Source organism: Pseudoalteromonas sp. B62, from assembly GCF_037162565.1.
In the GTDB taxonomy this organism is placed as follows: Bacteria; Pseudomonadota; Gammaproteobacteria; order Enterobacterales; family Alteromonadaceae; genus Pseudoalteromonas; species Pseudoalteromonas fuliginea.
The window spans coordinates 1,768,434-1,790,358 of record NZ_JARLVB010000002.1; the positions used below are offsets into that span (position 1 = coordinate 1,768,434).

At 39.3% G+C, this 21,925-nt stretch carries 16 protein-coding genes and 1 pseudogene; 10 read left to right on the forward strand and 7 right to left on the reverse strand.

What is annotated here, in order from left to right; genetic code table 11:
• Positions 1–147 precede the first annotated feature (147 nt).
• Positions 148–594, forward strand: coding sequence for a DoxX family protein (locus P4S71_RS12485; protein WP_337150774.1), 447 nt, complete (start codon positions 148–150; stop codon positions 592–594).
• Between the two features lie 51 nt (positions 595–645).
• Here the strand turns inward: P4S71_RS12485 and P4S71_RS12490 are convergent, their stop codons facing one another.
• Positions 646–3,732, reverse strand: coding sequence for a beta-galactosidase (locus P4S71_RS12490; protein ID WP_337150775.1), 3,087 nt, complete (start codon positions 3,730–3,732; stop codon positions 646–648).
• A gap of 112 nt (positions 3,733–3,844) precedes the next feature.
• Here P4S71_RS12490 and P4S71_RS12495 point away from each other — a divergent pair, with 112 nt between their 5' ends.
• The 5 genes and pseudogenes from P4S71_RS12495 to P4S71_RS12515 all read left to right on the forward strand — a co-directional run bounded on the left by P4S71_RS12495 (position 3,845) and on the right by P4S71_RS12515 (position 10,875).
• Positions 3,845–4,663 (forward strand): AraC family transcriptional regulator, encoded by an 819-nt coding sequence (locus tag P4S71_RS12495; RefSeq protein ID WP_337151624.1) that lies wholly within the window; start codon positions 3,845–3,847, stop codon positions 4,661–4,663.
• Between the two features lie 80 nt (positions 4,664–4,743).
• Positions 4,744–5,064, forward strand: coding sequence for a hypothetical protein (locus P4S71_RS12500; protein WP_193155133.1), 321 nt, complete (start codon positions 4,744–4,746; stop codon positions 5,062–5,064).
• Between the two features lie 159 nt (positions 5,065–5,223).
• A pseudogene (locus tag P4S71_RS12505) lies at positions 5,224–6,476 on the forward strand (TolC family protein).
• Positions 6,473–7,720 carry an efflux RND transporter periplasmic adaptor subunit gene (locus P4S71_RS12510; protein WP_337150776.1) on the forward strand — a complete coding sequence of 416 codons (1,248 nt, stop codon included), beginning with the start codon at positions 6,473–6,475 and terminating at the stop codon, positions 7,718–7,720. The pseudogene P4S71_RS12505 and the gene P4S71_RS12510 overlap by 4 nt, the downstream one beginning before the upstream one ends.
• Positions 7,721–7,728: 8 nt before the next feature.
• Positions 7,729–10,875 (forward strand): efflux RND transporter permease subunit, encoded by a 3,147-nt coding sequence (locus P4S71_RS12515; protein ID WP_337150777.1) that lies wholly within the window; start codon positions 7,729–7,731, stop codon positions 10,873–10,875.
• Between the two features lie 86 nt (positions 10,876–10,961).
• Here the strand turns inward: P4S71_RS12515 and P4S71_RS12520 are convergent, their stop codons facing one another.
• The 6 genes from P4S71_RS12520 to P4S71_RS12545 form a co-directional block, all read right to left on the reverse strand.
• Positions 10,962–12,197, reverse strand: coding sequence for a TMEM143 family protein (locus P4S71_RS12520; RefSeq protein ID WP_337150778.1), 1,236 nt, complete (start codon positions 12,195–12,197; stop codon positions 10,962–10,964).
• Between the two features lie 168 nt (positions 12,198–12,365).
• The gene (locus tag P4S71_RS12525) at positions 12,366–14,618 is read right to left on the reverse strand and encodes a TonB-dependent hemoglobin/transferrin/lactoferrin family receptor (protein ID WP_337150779.1); all 2,253 of its coding nucleotides are present in this window, start codon (positions 14,616–14,618) and stop codon (positions 12,366–12,368) included.
• 93 nt (positions 14,619–14,711) lie between these two features.
• Positions 14,712–16,217 (reverse strand): DUF2271 domain-containing protein, encoded by a 1,506-nt coding sequence (locus P4S71_RS12530; RefSeq protein WP_337150780.1) that lies wholly within the window; start codon positions 16,215–16,217, stop codon positions 14,712–14,714.
• Between the two features lie 60 nt (positions 16,218–16,277).
• On the reverse strand, positions 16,278–16,433 hold the full coding sequence (locus P4S71_RS12535) for a hypothetical protein (protein ID WP_337150781.1): 156 nt from the start codon (positions 16,431–16,433) through the stop codon (positions 16,278–16,280).
• A 310-nt stretch (positions 16,434–16,743) separates the two neighbouring features.
• The gene (locus P4S71_RS12540) at positions 16,744–17,211 is read right to left on the reverse strand and encodes a hypothetical protein (protein ID WP_337150782.1); all 468 of its coding nucleotides are present in this window, start codon (positions 17,209–17,211) and stop codon (positions 16,744–16,746) included.
• A 12-nt stretch (positions 17,212–17,223) separates the two neighbouring features.
• A complete protein-coding gene (locus P4S71_RS12545; protein WP_337150783.1) occupies positions 17,224–18,015 on the reverse strand; it encodes a DUF4198 domain-containing protein in 792 nt (263 codons plus the stop codon).
• A 624-nt stretch (positions 18,016–18,639) separates the two neighbouring features.
• Here P4S71_RS12545 and P4S71_RS12550 point away from each other — a divergent pair.
• The 4 genes from P4S71_RS12550 (at position 18,640) to P4S71_RS12565 (ending at position 21,791) form a co-directional block, all read left to right on the forward strand.
• Complete coding sequence (locus P4S71_RS12550) at positions 18,640–19,224, forward strand: YqaA family protein (RefSeq protein WP_096792538.1); 585 nt, start codon at positions 18,640–18,642, stop codon at positions 19,222–19,224.
• A gap of 153 nt (positions 19,225–19,377) precedes the next feature.
• On the forward strand, positions 19,378–20,019 hold the full coding sequence (locus tag P4S71_RS12555) for a GGDEF domain-containing protein (RefSeq protein ID WP_337150784.1): 642 nt from the start codon (positions 19,378–19,380) through the stop codon (positions 20,017–20,019).
• Positions 20,016–20,207, forward strand: a complete 192-nt coding sequence (locus tag P4S71_RS12560; protein ID WP_337150785.1) for a diguanylate cyclase domain-containing protein — start codon at positions 20,016–20,018, stop codon at positions 20,205–20,207. Before P4S71_RS12555 ends, P4S71_RS12560 begins: the two co-directional genes overlap by 4 nt.
• Before the next feature lie 222 nt (positions 20,208–20,429).
• Positions 20,430–21,791, forward strand: a complete 1,362-nt coding sequence (locus P4S71_RS12565; RefSeq protein ID WP_337150786.1) for a hypothetical protein — start codon at positions 20,430–20,432, stop codon at positions 21,789–21,791.
• Positions 21,792–21,925: the final 134 nt, after the last annotated feature.

The following is a 21,925-nucleotide window of genomic DNA, read 5'->3' on the forward strand; positions in this document are numbered from 1 at the left end:
GGCGGTTTTTTTATGGATTATTATAAACACTGAGTTGCTAATTAACCAATAAATTCCATATTAATGTTTTTTAATGATGATAGTAAGCTGTGTTCAACGGTTAGGAGAAACCTAACGATTAAATAAATTCAAACAGGACTAAAACTCATGAAATTACTAAACACATTACTTAGCTCAAAAGCAGGCGTAGCAGCATTAATTTTACGAGTGCCAGTTGGCCTTATTTTAGCGGCGCATGGTGCACAAAAGCTATTTGCTTGGTTTGGCGGTTACGGGCTTGAAGGCACTGGGCAGTGGATGGCGAGTATTGGTTTAGAGCCTGGCTATTGGTTAGCAATGATGGCAGGTAGCGCTGAGTTTTTTGGTGGCATTGCATTAGCAATTGGTTTGTTAACGCGCCCTGCTGCTGTAGTTGCTGGCCTTACTATGCTGATTGCTATTTTTAGCGTACATATTAGTAATGGCTTATTTATGGCAAACAATGGTTATGAATATGCATTAACGTTACTTGTTGTAACTGTGGTTTTAGCAATTCAGGGAGCGGGAAGTTTTTCGCTTGATAACGTATTAGTTAAAAAACTAGCTAATAAATAGAGTTTTTAAATTAAAAAATAGCGGCCAATTTGGCCGCTATTTTTGTTTAAATTATTTAGCTGAAAAAGTTAAAGAATAACTGTACTGCTTTTGCTCAAGTAAATACTCTTTATGAGTACTTGGGCTCCATGAATCATCGCCACCTACACCCATATGTTGATGATCAATGTGTACATGTACGCAATCATCAGCAATTAGTTCGTTAGTGTGTTTTGCCTGCGTTAGCGTACTTTGCGAATACTCGCTGGCTGCAAACAAAAACGCGCCAATCACGGTTAAGTTATTAATACTCAGCAATTGGCAATCGCTACGCAGGCCATTATCAGTTGGGAATATATACGGTGTATGTAGCTCATTTAAGCTCAAGCTGTAATAACCTAAACGTACTGCGGCTTTGCGATCTGGGTAGTTTTCAAAAGGCCCTAAACCTAGCCAGTTTATTTTTGTATCGCTTTGCTTGTTAAGCGTTGTACTTAGCCCTATACGCGGCATTGGTGGCAGAGTATCGTTTAAGTGCACGTCAATATTTAAGCTAATATTGCCGGTATCATTTAGTGTATATAGCCACTGTGTTTGAGCCTGTAGCACGCCATTAAACTCGTAATTAAATACACAAGTAATACGTACATCAACGCTTGATTGCACTGCGTGAATTGAGCTACATGTGCGCTGCCATTGCCCTATACCTGCACGTAACCAACGAGCCTCCCATGCATTGGGGTCTAGGTTGTCTACTTCGCTTACACCAATGTCGTTATCAAGTGGGGCACGATAAAAGTTATCAACCAGTGGGCTACTAATAACCTGAGTATCGTTTTGTAACCACTGCTCTATAAGCCCTGATTGCTTGCTAAAAATAAGTTTAAATTTATCGTTTTCAATACTTAGTTGAGAGTCGGTTTCGCTAACACTTATAGCGCTTTGCTCTGTAGTTGATGCAAATGATTTACTGTTTAAATTATTACTATTTATAAGCTTAAACTGCTCGGTGTTTAATATATGTTCTGCACTTGCAAAGCTACAATCGTTAATAAGTGCTACATCTAAATTAAGGTGATATTGCGCACCTTGCTCAAACTTTGTTTTAGTTTTAATCGTTAGAGAGTGCGAACTTTGCGGAGCAATATTAATAATTTGCTCGCCTTGTTCAACACATTCGCCATTTTGCATTAATTGCCAAACGAGCTTTTCGTTATCGGTGTGTCTAAATACATAATCGCTAAATACATCAATAATGTATTGGTTTTGATTTTGCTCACGCAGCGTAAATTGTAAATGTTGCTGGCTGTATTTAGCCTCAAACAGGCTAGGGTGCGGCGTGCGGTCTGGAAATAATAAGCCGTTAATACAAAATTGACGGTCATTTAGCTCATCACCAAAGTCGCCGCCGTAAGCCCAATAATGCTTGCCGTTTTCGTCTGTTTTAGATAAACCTTGGTCTACCCAATCCCAAATAAAGCCGCCTTGTAGGCGTGGGTATTCTCTAAATGCTTGCCAGTAATCGTCAAAGCTACCTAGGCTGTTACCCATTGCATGGGCGTATTCACATAAAATAAGCGGGCGAGTCTCACCTGGTAGGCTTAGCCACTTTTTAATAGAGTATTTAGGTACCGCATCGTCTTTAATATCGGTATCTACACGGGCGTACATTGGGCAAATAATGTCGGTAGCCGTTGTGTTTGCGCCGCCGCCTTCGTATTGCACTGGGCGAGAAGGGTCAAAGCTTTTTGACCAGCCGTACATCGCATCATGATTTGCGCCGTGTCCGCATTCGTTACCCAATGACCAAATAATAATTGAGGCGTGGTTTTTATCGCGTTCAACCATTTGTGTATAACGCGACATAAATGCACCAGCCCACTGCGGGTCGCTTGCAAGCCTGCCCATAGGAAACATGCCATGGGTTTCTATGTTTGCTTCATCAACTGCGTATAAACCTAGCTCGTCACATAGCTCATAAAAATGGGGATGATTAGGGTAGTGAGCAGTACGCACGGCGTTAAAGTTATTTTGCTTCATCAGCTTAATATCTTCAATCATATCGGCGGTAGTAACTGTATGGCCGTTTTCTGGGTGGTGTTCGTGGCGGTTAACACCGCGAATAAGCAGCGGTTTGCCGTTTAAGCAAAGCTGCCCGTTAAGCATTTCTACTTTTCTAAAGCCAATGTTATAAGCTTCAATGTCGACGGTATTGCCTTGATCATCAAGCAGACTCACAACGCAGCGGTATAAGTATGGGGTTTCGGCGGTCCATTTTTTAGGGCTTTGTATATCAATTGTTTGAAATACTACATCGCTCCAGCCACCTTTTTCATCAACACGTTTATTGTTAGTACTTTGAATTTGCGGCTCACATAGCGCCTGTTCGCCATCAAAAACTTGCACTGCTATTTGATAGTTATTTGGCGCATTAATCGCCGTTTTTATATGTAGCGTTGCATCGCGATAGCAAGCGTCTAAATCGGGGGTTATAAACACATCACGTATTTGGTTTTGTGGTTTTGTAAGTAAGTTAACATCGCGAAAAATACCGCTTAGCCACCACATGTCCTGATCTTCTAAATAACTGCCATCGCTCCAACGAATAACCATAACGGCAATACGGTTAGTGCCTGCAACTAATAGTTCGCTTAAATCAAACTCGCTCGGTAAACGGCTATCTTGTGAATAACCCACCCATTGTCCGTTACACCATAGGTGAAACGCCGAGTTAACGCCTTCAAAAATAATATGATTACGCTGAGTTAGCTTACTTTCGCTTATATTAAATTCAATGCGGTAACAGCCTGTAGGGTTGTCGCTTGGTACAAAAGGCGGGTTAACTGCAAATGGGTACTTAACATTACAGTAAATAGGTTTATCAAAGCCGTGTAATTGCCAGTTAGAAGGCACTGTAATACTTTGCCAGTTGCTATTTAGTGTTTCACTTAGCAACGATTCATCAACTGCTTCGGGTTTATCAAATAATTTAAAGTCCCACTGACCGTTTAAACTTTGTTTTTGCGATTGCGTGTTAGTACGGGCATGGTCAACGCTTTTAAATCCATTGAGTGGGCTGTGCGCTTTTACTTGATTAACTTGTACTGAAATTGGGTTTTCCCAATCGCGGCGATTAATTATGTGCTGTAAAGAGGTCATGTTTATCCTATTGCATAAGCGGGCAATTATAATGCGCTAAATATAGCTAAAAATAATCGCAGGGGTTATGCTTAAAGCTCTCCTTTATTTATCCAAAACTATCATTGTAATTATGCGCTATAACATTAAAGACATACTCGATATTGGTCCGCGCTGTATAGAACGCTTTATTGATTCACAAACGCTCGCGCAAATGCCAAACCTTGAAATAGTACTTGCGGGTTGCTCAAACCTATCGGGTCGTTATTGCGTAGCACGCTCAGCACCGCTAGAACATACACTTTTTTATACGCTTGCAGGGCAGGGTAAATTAACAACACAAAATGAGCAGTACACACTTAATGCTAATACACTTATTGTGCTACCAGCAAAGCAAAGCTTTGAAGTGAAAATTGATGCTGAACATTGGGATGTTATTTGGTTAAACCTTGCAAATACTAAACGTTGGCAGCATTTAAACTTAGCGCAAGCATTGGTATTAACCGAGCAAAAACTTGAACCGTTACACCTTGCTATGGAGCTTTTATACAGCGAGCCCAATGCTAATTTACGCGAAAGCGTAACGCCTATTTTAAGTCATTACTTAAATGCTACGCTGCAAAATAACTCTCAGGGTGCGGCGCATAACCGTTTAATTAGTTTGTTTGAAGAGGTAGACAAGCGCTTGCAGTTTGATTGGACAATAGAGGCAATGTGCGAACATGTGCATTACTCACCGCCGCATTTGCATCGTTTATGCCAAGCGCAATTTGGTAAAAGCCCAATACAACAACTTATTTATTTACGAATTGAACGGGCTAAAAACTTATTGTTAAACACGGCTTGGCCAATTTCGCATGTGGCAAGTTATGTGGGGTATTCTAATATTTTTAATTTTTCCAAACGTTTTAAGAAGTCGGTAGGTGTGTCGCCAAGCGAATTTAGAAAATAACGTTAGCGGCTCTCTACATTTGAATAAATTTAAGGTATTGTGCGATTTCTTAAATTGCATTTTAGAGTTTTAGGTAGGTAATGCGCTCAAACCGTTTTTTAATAGTGATATTATTAGTGCTTGTACACAGCTTTATTAGCTGTGATGGCGCTGCGTATCATTTGCAAGAAGACGTTGATCATGTAACCAGTTCATTATCGCAAGACGGCTCTACAGCCGATGATAACCAAAGCGATAAAACATCAACTACCGAAATTCATGCCCACCAACATTGCCATTGTGGCTACAACAGCACCTCTAGCCATTCAATAAGCCCAGAGCAAAGTAAAGCAACTTCGCCTGCGTGCTATAACGGGTTAAATTACCCGCCAGACGTACCGCCACCTAATTTTTATAGCTAGTTTTTAATTTTAAATACTTTGTATATACGGCCTGCGCTTATGCGTTGTTTAGGTTCTGTTATATGCATATTTAGGTTACTTGATACACGTTTGGTTTGATTTTTTAATACCAATACCGTGCTCAAGTTAACTCTATTTGTTAAAAAACGGACACGCTATATGAATAAAAAACCAATTATGCTGGTGGCGCTAATGTGCGCGCTACCTGCTTTTAGTACTTTGGCGAATGTTAAAACATTAACCCTTAAGCAGGCGCTGAGTAATACCGAACAACAAAATCCGGTATTAAAACGCTACCCTTATCATCAAAAAATATTGAGTGCGCTTAAATCTCAAGCTGCACTTTCGCCTAATCCTGTATTAAATGTTGAAGCCGAAAATTTACTGGGCACTAACGATGCGCGTGGTATTCAAGGCGCTGAAATAACGCTCGGGCTTAGCCAACTAATAGAGCTAGGCGATAAACGCCAAAGCCGTATTAATAATGCAACCGCCAATATTAAAGCCCAAGCAATACAGTATCAAAATACCCGTTTAGCCTTATTAGCAACCACTGCTGAGCGATACTACCAAGGGCTTAAATTTCAAACATTATTAAGTTTAAATAACGAGCGTAAACAGGTAGTAACCCAAGCACTTAAAGCGATTGAGCAAAGAGCTAATGCGGGGGCAGCGTCGCAAGCTGATGTAACGCGTATGCGCTATGCACTTAGCCAAGTAGAGCTTGATAAAGCGGTGCTTAACAGTGAATTTGAGCGAGCAAGTTTATCGCTTAACGAGCTATGGAGTGAGGAGCAATCCTACGATACTTTTGCTGGTAATATTAATGCAATTACTGCGCTTAAATCAGCACAAGCACTTTTAGATGCGGTTAACCAAGCTCCTGAATTTGCATTATTACAGCAGCAATATCTACAGCAAACAGCTAACTTAGCACTGCAAAAAGCAAACGGACAAACCGATATTAATATAGGGGAGGCGTGCGCTATAACCAGCAAAGCGACTCCAGCTCATTCGTGTTTTCGTTTTCTATGCCACTGCAATTAAGTAATTCAAATAGCGGAAATATTGCAGCTGCAAATAGTCAGCTCATGCTTTTAAATGAGCAGCAAGGGCAATTGCGCATCCAGCTACGCCAGCAAGTGCGTACCTTGTACGCTTATTATCAAGGTCGAGCTAATCAGGCAAAGCTATTATCTGATCAAATTATTCCTCAGGCACAAACATTGATTGAGCAAAGCTTAAAAAGTTATCAACGCGGACAAATTTCGGTGTTGCAATTACTTGATGCTCAACAAGCACTTTTTGATTCTAAACGCACACTTATTACCACTCACGCAGAGCTGTACCAAGTGCTACTTACTCTTGAGCGTTTAACAGGCCAATCTTTAATTGAGACTCATCAATCATGAATAAAAATATAATCGCATTACTAGTATCACTTTCGTTTGCCAGCAGCTTTGTAAGCACAGATGTATTTGCCTCTGCTGAGCATGGCGAGTCAGGTCATAAAGAAACAGAGCAACACGAGCAAAAGCAAGGCCCGCACGGCGGTTTTTTATTAACTGACCCTAAGCTAACTCTTGAACTTAAACTGCAAGAATTTGCAGGTAATGTTGAGCTGCGCATATACGGCTATAAGAAAAACAAGCCGATTAATATGAGCGACTTAAATATAACAATGAGTTTAAAACGCTTAGTTGAAGCGCCGCAAAACATACAGTTTACAGCTGAAGGCGACTACCTTGTAAGCACGCAATCAATTAACGAACCACATTCGTTTGCACTTGCCGTTACTGCTAATTATAAAGGCGAGAGTGTTAGCTATGAATACGACCAACACGAAGGCCGTACCACGCTAACAGAGCGAGCTATTGAGCGCGCAGGTATTAAAACTGAGGTGGCGCAAAGTGGTGACGTTGATATTACCGATACGCTTTTTGGTGTTATTGCGCCAACGCAGCACGGCACGGTAGAAGTAATGGCGCCGTATATCGGATTGATCAGTGATATTTTTGTAAGCATTGGTCAAAGCGTTAAAAAAGGCGACGTACTTGCCAACGTAACTAACCGCGAAACACTGCAAAATTACGCCATTAAAAGCCCAATTAGCGGCGTTGTAACCGAGCAATATTTAAAGCGTGGTGAGCTTGCAAGTACCAGCGCGCTTATGCAGGTAGTTAACCTCGATATAGTATGGGTTGAGTTATCGGCTTTTCCTGAAAACATTGAAAAACTCGCCATTGGTCAAAGCGCTAAAGTGTACGACTTGCATCACCATTTAAATACGCAAGGCAAAGTGTTTTTTATAGCCCCAATGATGACAGGCGGGCACATAGCGCGTGCCCGTATAGAGCTTAATAACCCAGACGGGCATTGGCGCCCAGGCATGCATATAAATAGCGATGTAAGTGTGGCTAAAATAAATGCCAGCGTGCGTGTAAAGCCACAAGCAATTCAAGAATTTAACGGTCAACCCAGTGTGTTTGTTCGTAAAAATAATGTATTTGAAGTGCGCCCCGTTACCTTAGGTGCAAAAAATAGCGAGTGGGTAGAAGTACTTACAGGCTTAAACGCAGGTAGCGAATACGTAACAGACAATAGTTATGTCATTAAAGCTGATATTTTAAAAAGCGGCGCAAGCCACGCTCACTAGGAGGCACCATGATTAATTGGATAGTTTCTTTTGCGGTTAAACGCCGCATGCTGGTGCTTGCGCTTACATTTTTATTTGCTGGATTTGGTGTATACAACATTCAAAATTTAGCGGTAGACGCAGTACCCGATATAACTAACGTACAAGTGCAAATTAATACCAAAGCACAGGGTTTTACGCCATTAGAGGTAGAGCAACGCATTACTTATTTGGTAGAAACCGCCATGGCGGGCATACCTAAGCTTGATTACACCCGTTCGCTTTCGCGTTATGGGCTTTCGCAAGTAACGGTTATTTTTGATGAAGGCACCGATATTTATTGGGCGCGTCAGCAAATTGGTGAGCGCATTCAAAGTATTCGATCCGACTTACCTAATAACGTAGAGCCAAACTTGGGTCCTATTGCCAGTGGTTTAGGCGAAATATTTACTTATAGTGTGCACGCCGCGCCTAATGCGTTAAAAGAAGATGGCACTGCCTACAACGCCGAAGACTTACGTACTTTGCAAGATTGGGTTATTCGTCCGCAGCTTTTAAAAGTAAAAGGCGTAACCGAAATAAACAGCCAAGGTGGTTTTGAGCGTCAATATCAAGTAGCGCCAGTGCCCGAAAAACTCATTGCCTATAAGCTTACTATTAGCGATGTAATTAGTGCACTTGAGGTTAATAACAGTAACCGAGGCGCAGGCTATATTGAGCGTTTTGATGGGCAATATTTAGTACGCTCACCAGGGCAGTTAAAAACCATTGATGACATAGCCAATACCGTTATAGCTAAGCGCGACGATGCACCTGTACGCATTAAAGATGTGGCTAACGTGCTTTTAGGCAAAGAGCTTAGAACTGGCGCGGCCACTTATAACGGCGAGGAAACCGTGCTCGGCACCGCCATGATGCTAATTGGCGAAAACAGCCGCGTAGTGGCAAAAGCGATGGCTGATAAGTTAGTTGATGTGCAAAAAAGCTTACCCGCTGGCGTTATTGTTGAAGCGGTTTACGACCGTACAACTCTTGTTGATAAAACCATAGCAACCGTGCAAACCAACTTATTTGAAGGTGCCGTTTTAGTGATAGTAATTTTGCTATTACTGCTGGGTAATGTAACGGGCGCGCTTATTACGGCAATGGTTATTCCGTTGAGTATGTTGTTTGCCGTTACAGGTATGGTGGGTAATCGCGTATCGGGTAATCTAATGAGCCTAGGTGCAATCGACTTTGGCTTAATTGTTGATGGCGCTGTAATTGTAGTAGAAAACTGCCTGCGCCAACTCGGCGTAGCTCAGCACAAACATGGCAGGTTACTTACTTTAAACGAGCGTTTAAATGTAGTGACCGCAGCCACCAAAGAAGTATTTACACCGGCTGTATTTGGCATTGTTATTATTATGCTGGTTTACTTACCTTTATTTGCACTAAGCGGCGTTGAAGGCAAAATGTTTCAACCAATGGCGTTTACTGTCGTTGCGGCGTTAATTGGCGCGCTTATATTTGGCGTTACCTTTGTGCCCGCTGCTATTGCTGTATTTGTTCGCGGTAAGGTTGATGAAACCGAAAACGCAGTCATGCGCGGCGTTAAAAAAGTGTATAAACCATTACTTGGTATATCGCTTAAATTACCGTGGCTTATGGTGGGTATTGCTACTGTATTAGTATTGGTGCTTGGTTTTAAAGTTAAAAACATGGGCGCAGAATTTTTACCGCAACTTGATGAGGGCGATATTGCTATGCACGCTCTGCGCATTACTGGCACTGGTATTGAGCAATCTGTGCAAATGCAAAAAGAGCTTGAGCAAGCCATATTAGATCAGCCTGAGGTTGCCAACGTATTTTCAAAAATTGGTACTGCTGATGTAGCAAGCGATCCTATGCCGCCCAATGTTGCCGATACTTTTTTAATACTGAAACCGCAAGAAGAGTGGCCTAATCCAGCACTCACCAAAGCAGAATTGGTGCAACAAATTCGTAGCCGTGTTAACGATGTACCTGGTAACAATTACGAATTTACACAACCAATAGAAATGCGCTTTAACGAGTTAATTGCTGGTGTGCGCGCCGATGTGGCACTGCGTATTTATGGTGACGACTTAAGCGTACTTAAAGAGTTTGGCGAAAAAGCCACAGAGCTAATGCGCAATATTGCAGGCGCTAGCGATGTACGTTTGGATCAAATGGAAGGATTGCCAACACTTTCGGTAACACCAATGCGTGACCACATGGCGTTATTAGGTTTAAGCGTAAACGATATTCAGCAAACACTTGCCGCCGCTGTTGGTGGCGTGCAAACTGGGCTAATTTACGAGGGTGATAAACGCTTTTCGTTATTAGTGCGCCTTGATAAACGTTGGTCGAACGATGTATCAGCACTTGCTCGTTTGCCAGTTGCTTTACCTAAAGATAGTAACCCAGAACTTGCATTTGTACCGCTTGGCGAAGTCGCGACAATCAGCATCGAAAAAGGGCCTAACCAAATAAACCGCGAAAGCGGCAAGCGCAATGTGGTAGTAACAGCTAATGTGACAGGGCGCGATTTAGCCAGCTTTGTAAGTGATGCGCAAGCAAGCATGAACGCATCACTTAACTTACCAAGCGGCTATTGGCTTGAGTACGGCGGCACGTTTGAGCAGTTACAATCGGCAAGTAAGCGATTATCGTTGGTTGTGCCTGTTACTTTACTGCTTATATTTGGTTTACTGTATAGCGCCTTTGGATCGCTTCGCGACTCATTGATTATATTTAGTGGTGTGCCACTGGCATTAACGGGGGGTGTGCTTGCGTTATTGCTGCGCGATATGCCGCTTTCAATATCAGCGGGTGTGGGGTTTATTGCCCTAAGTGGTGTCGCGGTATTAAACGGTGTAGTTATGCTGTCGTTTATTAAGCAGTTACGAAGCGACGGCTTAAGTTTGTTTGAAGCAATTCACAGCGGTGCATTACAACGCCTGCGCCCAGTACTGATGACGGCGCTGGTGGCAAGTTTAGGCTTTATACCTATGGCACTTAACACGGGAACGGGTTCTGAGGTGCAAAGGCCACTTGCAACGGTAGTGGTTGGCGGGATTATTTCATCAACGTTACTAACACTGTTAATTTTGCCCGCGCTTTATAAGTTAGTACATTCTAAATTTACTAAAAAAGCAGAAGCTGAATTAGCTTAAATACTAGCTATTGATAATGTAATAAAAAAAGCAGCTGTACTTACAGCTGCTTTTTTATTTGGGTATTATTTAGCAAAAATACTACATTAATTATATTGAAACAGATTATCCCAACGCTCATCTAATATCGCTTTTGCGTGTTCTAAATTGATTGCGCTATACACATCACTAGTGCACGTTACCAAACGCATACGTACCAGCTTTTCAAGTGCGTCGCTAATTTCAAAATCAAGATCGCACTGGTATTTGCTTTTAAACCAATGCTCTATTTGTTCATCAAGCGTTTGGGCGGTTAAGCCGCTTTCTGATTTGAGTAAAAAGGTATACGCAAGCAGGGCTTCTTTTATGTCTTCTTCTTCGGCGGCGTCAATAAGCGTGTGAAAAACACCCGCGTTGTTATCGAGGTTTTTAAAGTAGAGGTTATCGCTAAGCGCTTTCATAAATTTAATTTTACGGTTTTTAAACTTACTCCATTCTTTAAAAATAAAGCTGCCAAATACTCCCATGCCAATAGCAAAGGTAATAAAGTGTTGTTGGGTCATTTCTACAGCTTCACTTCTAAAACCACCCCAAAAAGCAAAAAGAGCAAGCAATAATACGATTGATGCGCCAAGTTTAGTTATAAGTACCACTGCACCGCCAACTAAAGCCGATGAGCCAATAATTGCTTTATCAATAGGGCGCATGCGTACTTCGCTATTAGGAAATAGCATTTCGAGATCGGCCTTTGGCACATTTTGAAACAACTTTACTATGGTTGAACTTGGCTCAAATCCCATTGGCGTTTTATTTTTAGCTGCAAAATAAGCGCTGTCTTTAAAGCGAATAAACACCGCAACTCGATCGTAATTAGTAAAGTGCAGCTGTTTTTTACGAAGGCCCCAAAAGCTGGTAATGGTTTCAGTGAGTTGCGACTCGCCACGGCGATAAAATACCACTTCTTCAAAGTCGTCAAATTCAACTTCAAGGCGCACCTTAAATAATGACTCTTCATTTAATGCATCTTGTAAGTCTTCATTGGTTATCACTTCAAAATTAGCGGCATTAAGCACCTTAGCAAAATCTTTAGCAAAATCTCGTTGGCACTGCGCTTTTTGATCCGCCGATACTGGCGCTAATGATCGCGTGTCACTATTAGGATCAAACGGGGCGTAGTTATTTTTAAGTGATTCAAGTGTTGCGTGGTAATCGTAATGAATAAGGTTGGCTAGTAAATCGCAAAATTGTTTAAACGATGTTTTTTGTGTACTGCTTCTAAGCTCTTCGCTACACATATCAACAATATCTTGCTTTCTAAAGGGAATAAAACGCGCACTTTGCATAAATTTAATAACTACTTACAATTAAAATACTCACTACTTTTAATTGTAAGTTAATTTGTCTGCTATTTCTAACGTGCTTTTTGTTTAAGCACTATTTATCTTGGCTAGAAGGAAAAAAGCCGAGTTATAGTCATAACTCGGCCTAAATATTAATTATTTTGTGTACCTTTAAAATTTATAACTTACATTTACACCTAAATTACGGCCTGCTTCGCTGTAGCGTTTAATGCCGTTATCAGTCACTCCGATCCCAGGTCTCATATCACCTTGGTCAACAAAGCGGACACTATCCCAACGGTAATATTCTTTATCTGTTACGTTGTATACGCCTGCAACCAAGCGTAAAGACTCAGTAATATTGTAATACCCAGTTAGGTCAATAATTGTTGCTGCATTACTAGAATAAAGAGGGTATGTTTTTTCGCCATTTTCATCGATTGTAAAGGAGTCTTTATCTTCTTTACCTGCAGTGTAAGAAGCATATGTGTGAACGCCCCAATTACCTTCAGGCTGGTCGTAGCTTATTCCCCACGTTAAATTAAACGGCTGAATAGAGTAGATAGGCGTATCTTCGCTATTTTCACCACTTGTATAAGCCGCTTGTACACGCGTTTTTAAACCGGGTGTTAAATCAAATGTGCGGCTTAGGTTAAGGTCGGCCGAGAACTCAATACCTTTAATTTCAACGGTATCTGAATTAAAGTTGACAAAAAATCCATCAGGGTCTGTTTCACCCGTATTAGTATTTATGCCTTGGCGTTTTTCGCTATCAATAAAGTCTTTATACTTACTGAAAAAAGTACCTAAACGAAAACTACCTTTAGAAAACTCACCAACTAATGCAACGTCATAGTTAGTGCTGTATTCCGCTTTTAGATCGGCATTGGGAACTTCATTCCAATCATCGAGAGTGCCACTTGTTGTGTACATATCTTCAATGGTAGGTGCTCTGAAGCCAGTTGATACACCCATTTCAATACTAAATGAATCATTGAGTGCTTGTTCAATGCCAGCTGTCCATGTTGCCATAGAGAACGAAATTTCTCCTAATGTTCCTGATTCATCTGAATAGTTTTCATCTGCTTTAGCATTATATGTATAGTGGTCATATCGTGCGCCAAGACGCGCCTGAGTCGTTTTTCCAAGATTAAACGTATCTAAGGCGTATAAAGTATAAATGTCGGCTTCTGATTTTGGGATCAAAGCTTGGCTGCTTGATTCTACCCAACCCTTGTCGTTTAAAATGCTGTTAGACTTTCGTACTTGTGAGTTTTCATAGTCTTTATTTAATATTTCAGCACCATAAACTAATTTATGTTTTTGTTGCGCAAACTTAAATGACTTCTCTAGATCAACTGTTACTTGGAATAGGTCTTGATTAAAAGCACGTGTATCAACACGGTCTTCATCGGTAGTTATTCCACCACCAAAACCAAATCTAGCGTGTTGGCTCGTATTAGCCGCAAAGTCGATACTTTGTTTATTTAATGCAGTGGTTACTTTATCAAAAAGAGCTGTTTCACCCTCGTATTTATGAAAAACACCAACTCGGGTTGTCTTACTTATATCGTTGCCTACTCGGTTTGAATACCAACCCCCATTAAATGATTGCGTATCAGTAATTACTTTTGTTTTATAATAAGTACCAACAAATCCAATTTCATTGTCAGGACTAATTTCATAAATAAGCTTAGCTAGTACACTATTTAACTTAGTATCTTGAGGGTCAGGAATTTCTCTGGCAGAGCCTTCTATATCAGCGCCATTCATATCATAGTTTTCAAATTCATTACCATCGCGATAGGTATAAATAATGAGTGATTCTAGAGCACCAGTTCTATTAGCCGCAGTGAGTGAGGTCATTGTTTCGCTATTTTCACCACTGTAGCCTGCTTTTATGGCAAAACCTGAGTCATCGCCTTGATAAGAAAGAAAATCGTCTGGATCTTTCGTTGTCATATTAACGGCACCAGCAAGCGAACCGTTACCCGATAAAATAGCATCAGCACCTTTAACAATTTCAACTGTTTTTAGTGCTTCAATATCGACACCATTACGTGAACCTTTAAAATATCCGTAAGCTTGTCCGCTTTCGTACTTTAGTGTTTCGCCCTGTGGCACGCCATCAACATTAATAGCAACTCGGTCTTCATCTAATCCTCTAATATTAAAGCCACTTGCACCCCAGCGATCATCACCTTTTGATACAGATACACCAGGTACTAATTTTACTAAATCTTCAAAGTTATCAACTTGGCGAAGTGCTAATTCTTCACTACTAAGTACTTCTACTACCGCATCACGCTCAATGCTTTGAGATTTAACAACCGTTTTTTCTAGTGTTTGTATGGTCTGTCCGAAAGCTTGCCCACTAAGTGCAATGGTTATTGCACTGGTTAAAATGGATTTTTTATATTTCATGATGATCCCTAATTTAATGTTAATTTAAATGCAAAGGCAAATGATTGCGATTTACACATTTATTTTTTAATAATACCTTTAAATGAGTAAGCGTTAGAGGCGATTATTATTTGTTGTTTTATAAGTTATGCTTACAATTCCCAGTTCACCTTTAGCAGGAATGACTAATTTTTTAGGTAGTGAGGCTGATTCAGTATGAGGGCTAAACTCAAATTCAATCCGTTTATAGTTGTGGCCTCCACCTTCTCTTGCCGCTTCTATATTTAGATAGTATTTAGCTTTTCTATCAAATTCACCATTGTTATTTAGGCCACTCCAAAGAACTTTATATTCTCCTGGTCGGCGAGTTGGACGAGCTATACCATCTAATAAATCTGGATTTTTACGACCGACACGTCGCCACCAACGACTGTTTTCTTTAGCCCATCGATTACTTTCACCCAGTAATAGTAAATTATAAACACTACGGTTTTGGCGATCGCTTATCCAAATAGCAACATAAGGTTTTTCATATTTAGCTACTTGTAAATTAGGTATTTGATATTCTATTTGCAGTGAGTTAGCAGAAAGCTCATCAATGGCTTCAGTTTCAGAGCCTACAAAAGTATGCCATCCAGCTGATGCCACTTTTAAACCTTGAGGCGATACTATTAATGCTTCAACATTTTCTAGTTGATTAACCCAATCTATTCCTTGTGATATTGATTGAGTGCTTAATGCCGTTGCGATGGCATCTGCAGTGACGGCGTCTTTAGCTATAACCGTTGCAGATGGCGCATAGTCCATTGGCCAGCCATCTTGTGGATCTAAAATATGACTAAATTTTCTTCTTTGAATCTGTCTAAAGCGATTATGGTGACTACTTGATGCAATGGCCATATTTGATAAATTCACATAATATGGCGCTGCTGATTGAGCATCGTTTAGATTTGTCGGATCGGCTATTGCAACATGCCATTTAGCATTATTATTTGGTTTTCCCCAATAATATGCATCACCGCCAATATCTAATTTTAATCCCGTTGCATCAGGCAATAACGAATGCAAATGCGCATAAGCTAAGTCAATAATAAACCCTTTTGCTAACCCCGCAGGATCAAGTGCTATTTTTTCATCTAATATTACACTGCTTTTTACAGCATCAATGTTAATGGTTGAGCGTTGGATGTCGCGAGCTTTATAACGTACGGCAATCCTATCTGGTACGCTATCAGTGCGTTCAGCGGCTAACCAAAGCTCTTTTAATTTGCCCATTTTGCAACTGAATTTTTTATGCGAAGCGGCATGCCATTTTTCACATAATTCAACAATTTCAATTAATTCACTAGGAAGGTTTTGTTTACTTCCTAACTTGTTGAGCAAGCTAATCTGACTCTCTTTTTGCCACGTTGAAAGAATCCCTTCTAAGCGTGTTATTTCATTTAATGTACTACCTATCGCTTTTTCGGCTTGCAGTTGAGGTACACCTGCAATGCTTATATCCATTGATGTACCTAATACATTATCGTAATGGGCATTTACCATAGCAAGAGCTGGCTGTGTGTTAAAAATAAGTAATAAAGCAGCACCGAATATTTTTTTAACATGATTTATCAACATTCCTTAATTCAATATTGTTCTCCCTGCCTGTAAATTTATTGGCAGGGAGGCGTTTAATATTCAGTAATTAGTGTTTGATGATTTTGCCGTTTTATTGTTGCTCACATATTCATTTTTTTTAGGCGCTGGATCTAGGTTGTTGACGATACCGTCTTTGTCAGTATCCCAACGTGTAAAACTACGATGCCCTGACAGCTGGTATTCAGCAAAGGTCATTGCACCATCTTCATCTTTATCTAAAACATTAAAACGAATGTGTGTTTGTTTTAATGCAGCTTTGCGTGTACTGGCTATCTTTTTATCTAAACGGTTTTCATATTCAAAAATATACTCTTGCTCTGTTAGCCAATTATTAGCATCTTCGTCGGCACGATCAAAGTCTTGTCGGCGGCGTTGGTTAAATTCTTTTTGGGTAATAATGTTATCTTGATTTAGGTCGTATTTAATAAAAAACCTTTTCGATCGTGCGTTGTTGGCATACGAAGTAGGCGTTTTGCTCTGTTTAATTTGTTTTGTTTTTCTTGTGCTAATTGCTGCTCAGTTTTTTCAACCGTTTTCTTTTCTGTTTTTCTTTTGGCTCAGGATCTAGGTCGTTAATTGTGCCGTCTTTATTTACATCATATTTTGTAAAACTCCGTACACCAGATGCTTGGTATTCTTGCCATTCCATTTTAGCATTTTCATTTTTATCGAGTGCTTTGAAGCGTACTGTGGTTTGTTTAACTTGCACTAACCTATCAAGGGTAAGTTGTTTATCCATACGGTCTTGGTATTCAAAAACATATTCGTTTTCGCTTACTGCGCCATCCTTATTTTCGTCAGTACTGTTAAAGTTATTCTGTCGGGCATTGTCAAATTCAGCTAAGTGCACATTGCCGTCATTGTTGGTATCGTATTGGTTTATGTAAATCGACTTGCTATGCGATGCTGCATTTGTGACTGTACTTAGTAGTGCTAAAACAGTAGTAAAAGTAATCGTTATTATTTTGTTCATTTTATTTCTCGTTTATTCTGTCGCTTCAACAACAAGGGTGTAGGTATTACTGATTTGAGGAGCCAGAGAGCCTTTAGGTGCATCACTTTTATAACGTGCACGTAAAAGGTATACGCCTTGTTTTTGTGGCATAAAGCTAAACTCGCCTTTATCGTTACTTTTTAATGAGATGGAAGGTTTATCATTGCTAAATTGATCGTTCGCCTGAAAAACATCAACAGTTAAGTCAGCCAGTGGTTTTCCATTAAACACGCTAACCATTGATAAACGTTCACCAACAAAAAGTTCATTAGGGTGGCTTTTAGCAACAAACTCTAAGCCTTGACCGTAAGGTTTTAGGGCTGTTTCACTTGGGGCACCTTTGGTTACATAACTTTCAGCTAAGGTGAGTGATTGGAAAAAGGCGAGTAACTTTCCTCCCTCAGGGATTGCATCCATTGGGTTTTCTAGCGATTTTCTTTCACCGTTTATTTCATACATTTTAAACACACGGCCTAAGCGTTTACCTGTGCTAAAGCGATAAGTACCTTCTTCTTTTAGCTGATGCTCTACAACCATACGTAAATGCAATTTAACAACATTATCAGGATTTATGGTTTCACCATTAGGAGTAATTACAGTAAAAATACTGTTATTAAACGCAAGCTCAGGAACAAAAAAATTCTCTGCAAAAGCAGCGTCTAAAGTAACGTTATCTTGACTTGATTCATCAAAAGAGTAGGGCGCTAAATAAGGAGTGTGGGCATAACTTGTTGCACAGACTGTGAGTAGCATCACACCTGTTAATAGTTTTTTTAAACGCATAATAAATTCCTAATTAAGTAAACAAATAATACAGTTGAGCGGGAATAATTTCGCCATATTATATATAAATACGAATAATTCGCAATATCATTTTCATTTAATTGGTGTGTTTTTTACATGAATATGTTTTCAGTAAAAACCTTGGACTTAGCTTGTAACGTTTATTGCTTATAAGGCGAAACATATGTAGTAAATAGCGACTTGCTCATAAATATGTATTTTCATCCTGTATTAAGCTGAATATGCGATGATACTTCGCAAGTTAGTTATATTGTTACTTGGATTGTAGGGAGGTTAATTTAACCTGAACTGTGGATAATAAATCTATCTCAAGCAGCTATTGACGCGTAAGTTCGTCTTGTTTTCACTGAAAATCTCTGGCTAGAGAATATAAATTTACATATCACTATAATTCAATACGTTGGTAAATATCTTAACCAGATCTCAGGTTAATTTAACTTTATTAGCATTCGATTTTGGTGGGTTTATCTCTGTAGGTTAAATTTACAGTAGTGATTTTTTAGGTGAAATAGACTTTATATTTGTTTTTTAAGTGTCTGATAAATAGAAATAAAGTCCTCTGCTTTATATTGTCGAGAGTTTAAATTATAGAAGGGAATTATAATGGCTATTCAAAAAAAGCTTAAACAAAAAACACGTCAATTTATAGATTCTAAGCATATGTTAAGTGGTATTACCGTTGCGTCTTTTTTAGAGTCGACTATAGTCCCTATTCCACTTGAGGCTGTTTTAGTGCCATTAATGCAAGCTCGACGTGAAAAACTTTGGCTTATTGCATTTATGGCTACTTTGGGATGTGTTGTGGGAGCTCTGTTTGGCTATGCTTTGGGTTATTACCTATTTGACGCCGTTGGTGATTGGATCATTAATACGTTTTCAACACCTGAGCAATTTAAAAATGTTCAGCAACAAATGCAAGAACAAGGTTTTTGGTTTGTTATAACGCTTGGTATTGTACCAATCCCTTTTCAAATAGCGATGCTTGCTGCTGGTGCAACTAAATATTCAATTTGGTTATTTTTGTTAGCCAGTGCTATTGCACGTTCTATTCGTTATTTTAGTTTGGCTATTATTGTGTATTACGCGGGTAATCAAGCTGAATGGATAATTAGTAAACATAAAACTAAGGCTATGATTGGTTTAAGTGTTTTAATACTAGGGACATGGGGGGTAAGTACACTCATTTAACGCAGTGGTTTTGTATCTGAATTTTGAACGTGTGTTATAATTTTACGTGTTGCTCATATAGCCTAACGTAAAATTGGACGATAATGAATCCCGAAATAGTCAGTATAAAGTTAAGTCGCTTTGTCCATCTCACTAAGCTGAATAAGCTTTTTAATGTTTATACTTCTTTCCTATATTCTGGTGTTTTCTGCTTATTCTTTAATGAATTTCCCTTTTTTAGATTTTAAAAATAATATTTATGGTTTTACGACGGATGTTATTAATTTAATAGTCATTGTTGCTATTTTTTGGGTTGTACAGTGCTCAAAGTTAGCTAAAAAAGCATATTTTTACGTAAGCACTGGATTGTTATTATGGATTGTCGGTATTACGGCGGATGTGCTTGATGAGGTAGTTATACCACCTTACTGGGTAAGTTTGTATGTTGAAGATTTATGCCGAACTATAGGCATGACAATAACCGCTTTTGGCTTGTTTAAAACTATGTTATTTATGCAAAAAATGCATAATCGGCTAGCTAAAGAGCTCATTATGGATGATTTGACTAATGTGCATAACCGGCGTTGTTTTTATCGATATGTGAAAAATGTGACGACACCCGCATACACTCTTTTAATAATTGATATAGATCATTTTAAATCTATAAATGATGACTTCGGTCACGATATGGGAGACAAAATACTTAAAGAGTTTGCCTATAAAGTGAATGCTTTATTTGATGACACGAGTGTTTTTGCTCGAATTGGTGGTGAAGAGTTTGCCGGTTATTTCCCCCAAGTAATATTAATGATGTGACTGATTTTTCCCAAACTATTTTAGAACTCGCCCATACAATTAATGTGAAAAACGACCGCTTTATAACTGTAAGCATAGGTATTGCACAACGCATTGAACGAGAGTTGTTTGATGAGGTAATGAAGCGAGCTGATCTTGCTTTGTATAAAGCAAAAGAAACTGGCCGTAATAGGTATGTAGTGAGCTGATCTTTTCAACCTGTAAACTCAGACGTTAAAACGCTAAGAATTTGCTGTGGTTGTCCCTCAAACTTTTCCTTTTGTAATCTATTATCAATATTAAAGACACTTTCATACACTTTTTAACGTTTACGTCAGGAAGTGTCAGTGCGAGTAATGCTTTGTAAATTATGAAATTAAAATAGGGTATTCGAGTCATAAAAGGGATTTTAATAATAAGGAATAACTCTAATGACCAACTCCCTGTTTAAAGCTGCTTTATCACTTAGTTTAATCTCTATCTTAGCCGGTTGTGGCTCCGATGATAGCTCAAGTGATACCGGTTATATTCAATTATATAATGGCTCTTATAACAGCCCATACACTCGACTATTTATTGATGAAACAGAGCGTTCAGGTACTGACTTTGCTGATGTAACTACTCGTCACAACTACAGTACTGACACTTATGATGTAAGTTTTGAGTACCTTGATGCCAACGACAGTTACATAACCATTAGTGAACAAGAAGTGTCGATTAAAGGTGATAAAACGCAATTAATTGTGATGAGTGGCGATTTTGCTGAGCCTATATTCACAGAGCTTAGCGTGCCTATCTCTAGTGACACTGATGAATTTAACTTAGGTTTTTTTAATACCACGAATGAAAATAATAACTATGATATTTATATAGCTACGGATGATGGTGTATTTGAAAGCGCAACATTATTTGCCTCTGCGCAGTATTTGACTGAGCCCGATCTACAAACACTTGAAGAAGGGTATTATACAATTTATGTGACAGCGGCAGGTAGTTCGGATGTTATTTTTGAATCACCTTCAGTTTATTACTACGACGAAGCAAGCTACGTTGCTATGATCCGTCCAAGCTATGCAACCGAAAAAAACGGTATTACGCTTGATATAGTGACTGATAATAACTATGTCACGGAGCTAAATCATCAAGATGCACAAGGCCAATTACGATTCATTAATACAATGGATAGCTATTCACCTGTTAGCTTCTCAATTACTCGTGGTACTACAGAGTTAACAACAGATACAGTAGCCAACGATACTTATACTAACTATGTTGAATTATCGCCTAACAGCTACAGTGTTGCTATGTATGACGAAGAAGGCACCAAGCTTGCTGATAACTTTTTAATGACGTTAGAGCGTGAACAAAGTGCAGTGGGGATTTTTTATAACGACGAAGAAAATGGTCCTCGTATGATGAGCGTAGAAGAAAACCTTACGCCTAGCAGTTATAGTCATACGGTATCAGTTGTAAATTTAATTGAAAATTATGCAGGTCAATCAGTCTCTGAAGTTGACGTGTACTTTACACTTAACGGTGAAACAGTAGAAGACACAAGTAATGTTGTTGATGGGCTTGATAAATACGATCAAGAAGAGCAAGTCGTAGACAACGAGATTTATACTGTTTATGCAGTATTTGAGGATAACGGGCAGCAAATCGTGCTTATCCAACAAAGCGATATGGACTTTACGCAAGAAGGAAACTACATACTTATCTTAGAGCACGATACAACAACGAGTTCAGGTTATAAAATGACCTTAGAACGTACGATCACCGATAGTGTTGAATAGTTAGTTTTAAAAATAGTTATACCAACTTGCATAAATCTTTGATCAATTTAACGAATTAAATTGCACTATAACGTCGTTAAAAATTTTTTATTTAGAACAATTAGATACAAAAATTTTTTCCTAGTTCTAGCGTA

Excerpts from the sequence above, each read along its gene's own strand:
- P4S71_RS12485 (WP_337150774.1), top strand. The coding sequence starts at position 148 with ATGAAATTACTAAACACATTACTTAGCTCAAAAGCAGGCGTAGCAGCA.
- P4S71_RS12490 (WP_337150775.1), bottom strand. The coding sequence starts at position 3,732 with ATGACCTCTTTACAGCACATAATTAATCGCCGCGATTGGGAAAACCCA.
- P4S71_RS12495 (WP_337151624.1), top strand. The coding sequence starts at position 3,845 with ATGCGCTATAACATTAAAGACATACTCGATATTGGTCCGCGCTGTATA.
- P4S71_RS12500 (WP_193155133.1), top strand. The coding sequence starts at position 4,744 with ATGCGCTCAAACCGTTTTTTAATAGTGATATTATTAGTGCTTGTACAC.
- P4S71_RS12510 (WP_337150776.1), top strand. The coding sequence starts at position 6,473 with ATGAATAAAAATATAATCGCATTACTAGTATCACTTTCGTTTGCCAGC.
- P4S71_RS12515 (WP_337150777.1), top strand. The coding sequence starts at position 7,729 with ATGATTAATTGGATAGTTTCTTTTGCGGTTAAACGCCGCATGCTGGTG.
- P4S71_RS12520 (WP_337150778.1), bottom strand. The coding sequence starts at position 12,197 with ATGCAAAGTGCGCGTTTTATTCCCTTTAGAAAGCAAGATATTGTTGAT.
- P4S71_RS12525 (WP_337150779.1), bottom strand. The coding sequence starts at position 14,618 with ATGAAATATAAAAAATCCATTTTAACCAGTGCAATAACCATTGCACTT.
- P4S71_RS12530 (WP_337150780.1), bottom strand. The coding sequence starts at position 16,217 with ATGTTGATAAATCATGTTAAAAAAATATTCGGTGCTGCTTTATTACTT.
- P4S71_RS12535 (WP_337150781.1), bottom strand. The coding sequence starts at position 16,433 with ATGACCTTTGCTGAATACCAGCTGTCAGGGCATCGTAGTTTTACACGT.
- P4S71_RS12540 (WP_337150782.1), bottom strand. The coding sequence starts at position 17,211 with ATGAACAAAATAATAACGATTACTTTTACTACTGTTTTAGCACTACTA.
- P4S71_RS12545 (WP_337150783.1), bottom strand. The coding sequence starts at position 18,015 with ATGCGTTTAAAAAAACTATTAACAGGTGTGATGCTACTCACAGTCTGT.
- P4S71_RS12550 (WP_096792538.1), top strand. The coding sequence starts at position 18,640 with ATGGCTATTCAAAAAAAGCTTAAACAAAAAACACGTCAATTTATAGAT.
- P4S71_RS12555 (WP_337150784.1), top strand. The coding sequence starts at position 19,378 with ATGTTTATACTTCTTTCCTATATTCTGGTGTTTTCTGCTTATTCTTTA.
- P4S71_RS12565 (WP_337150786.1), top strand. The coding sequence starts at position 20,430 with ATGACCAACTCCCTGTTTAAAGCTGCTTTATCACTTAGTTTAATCTCT.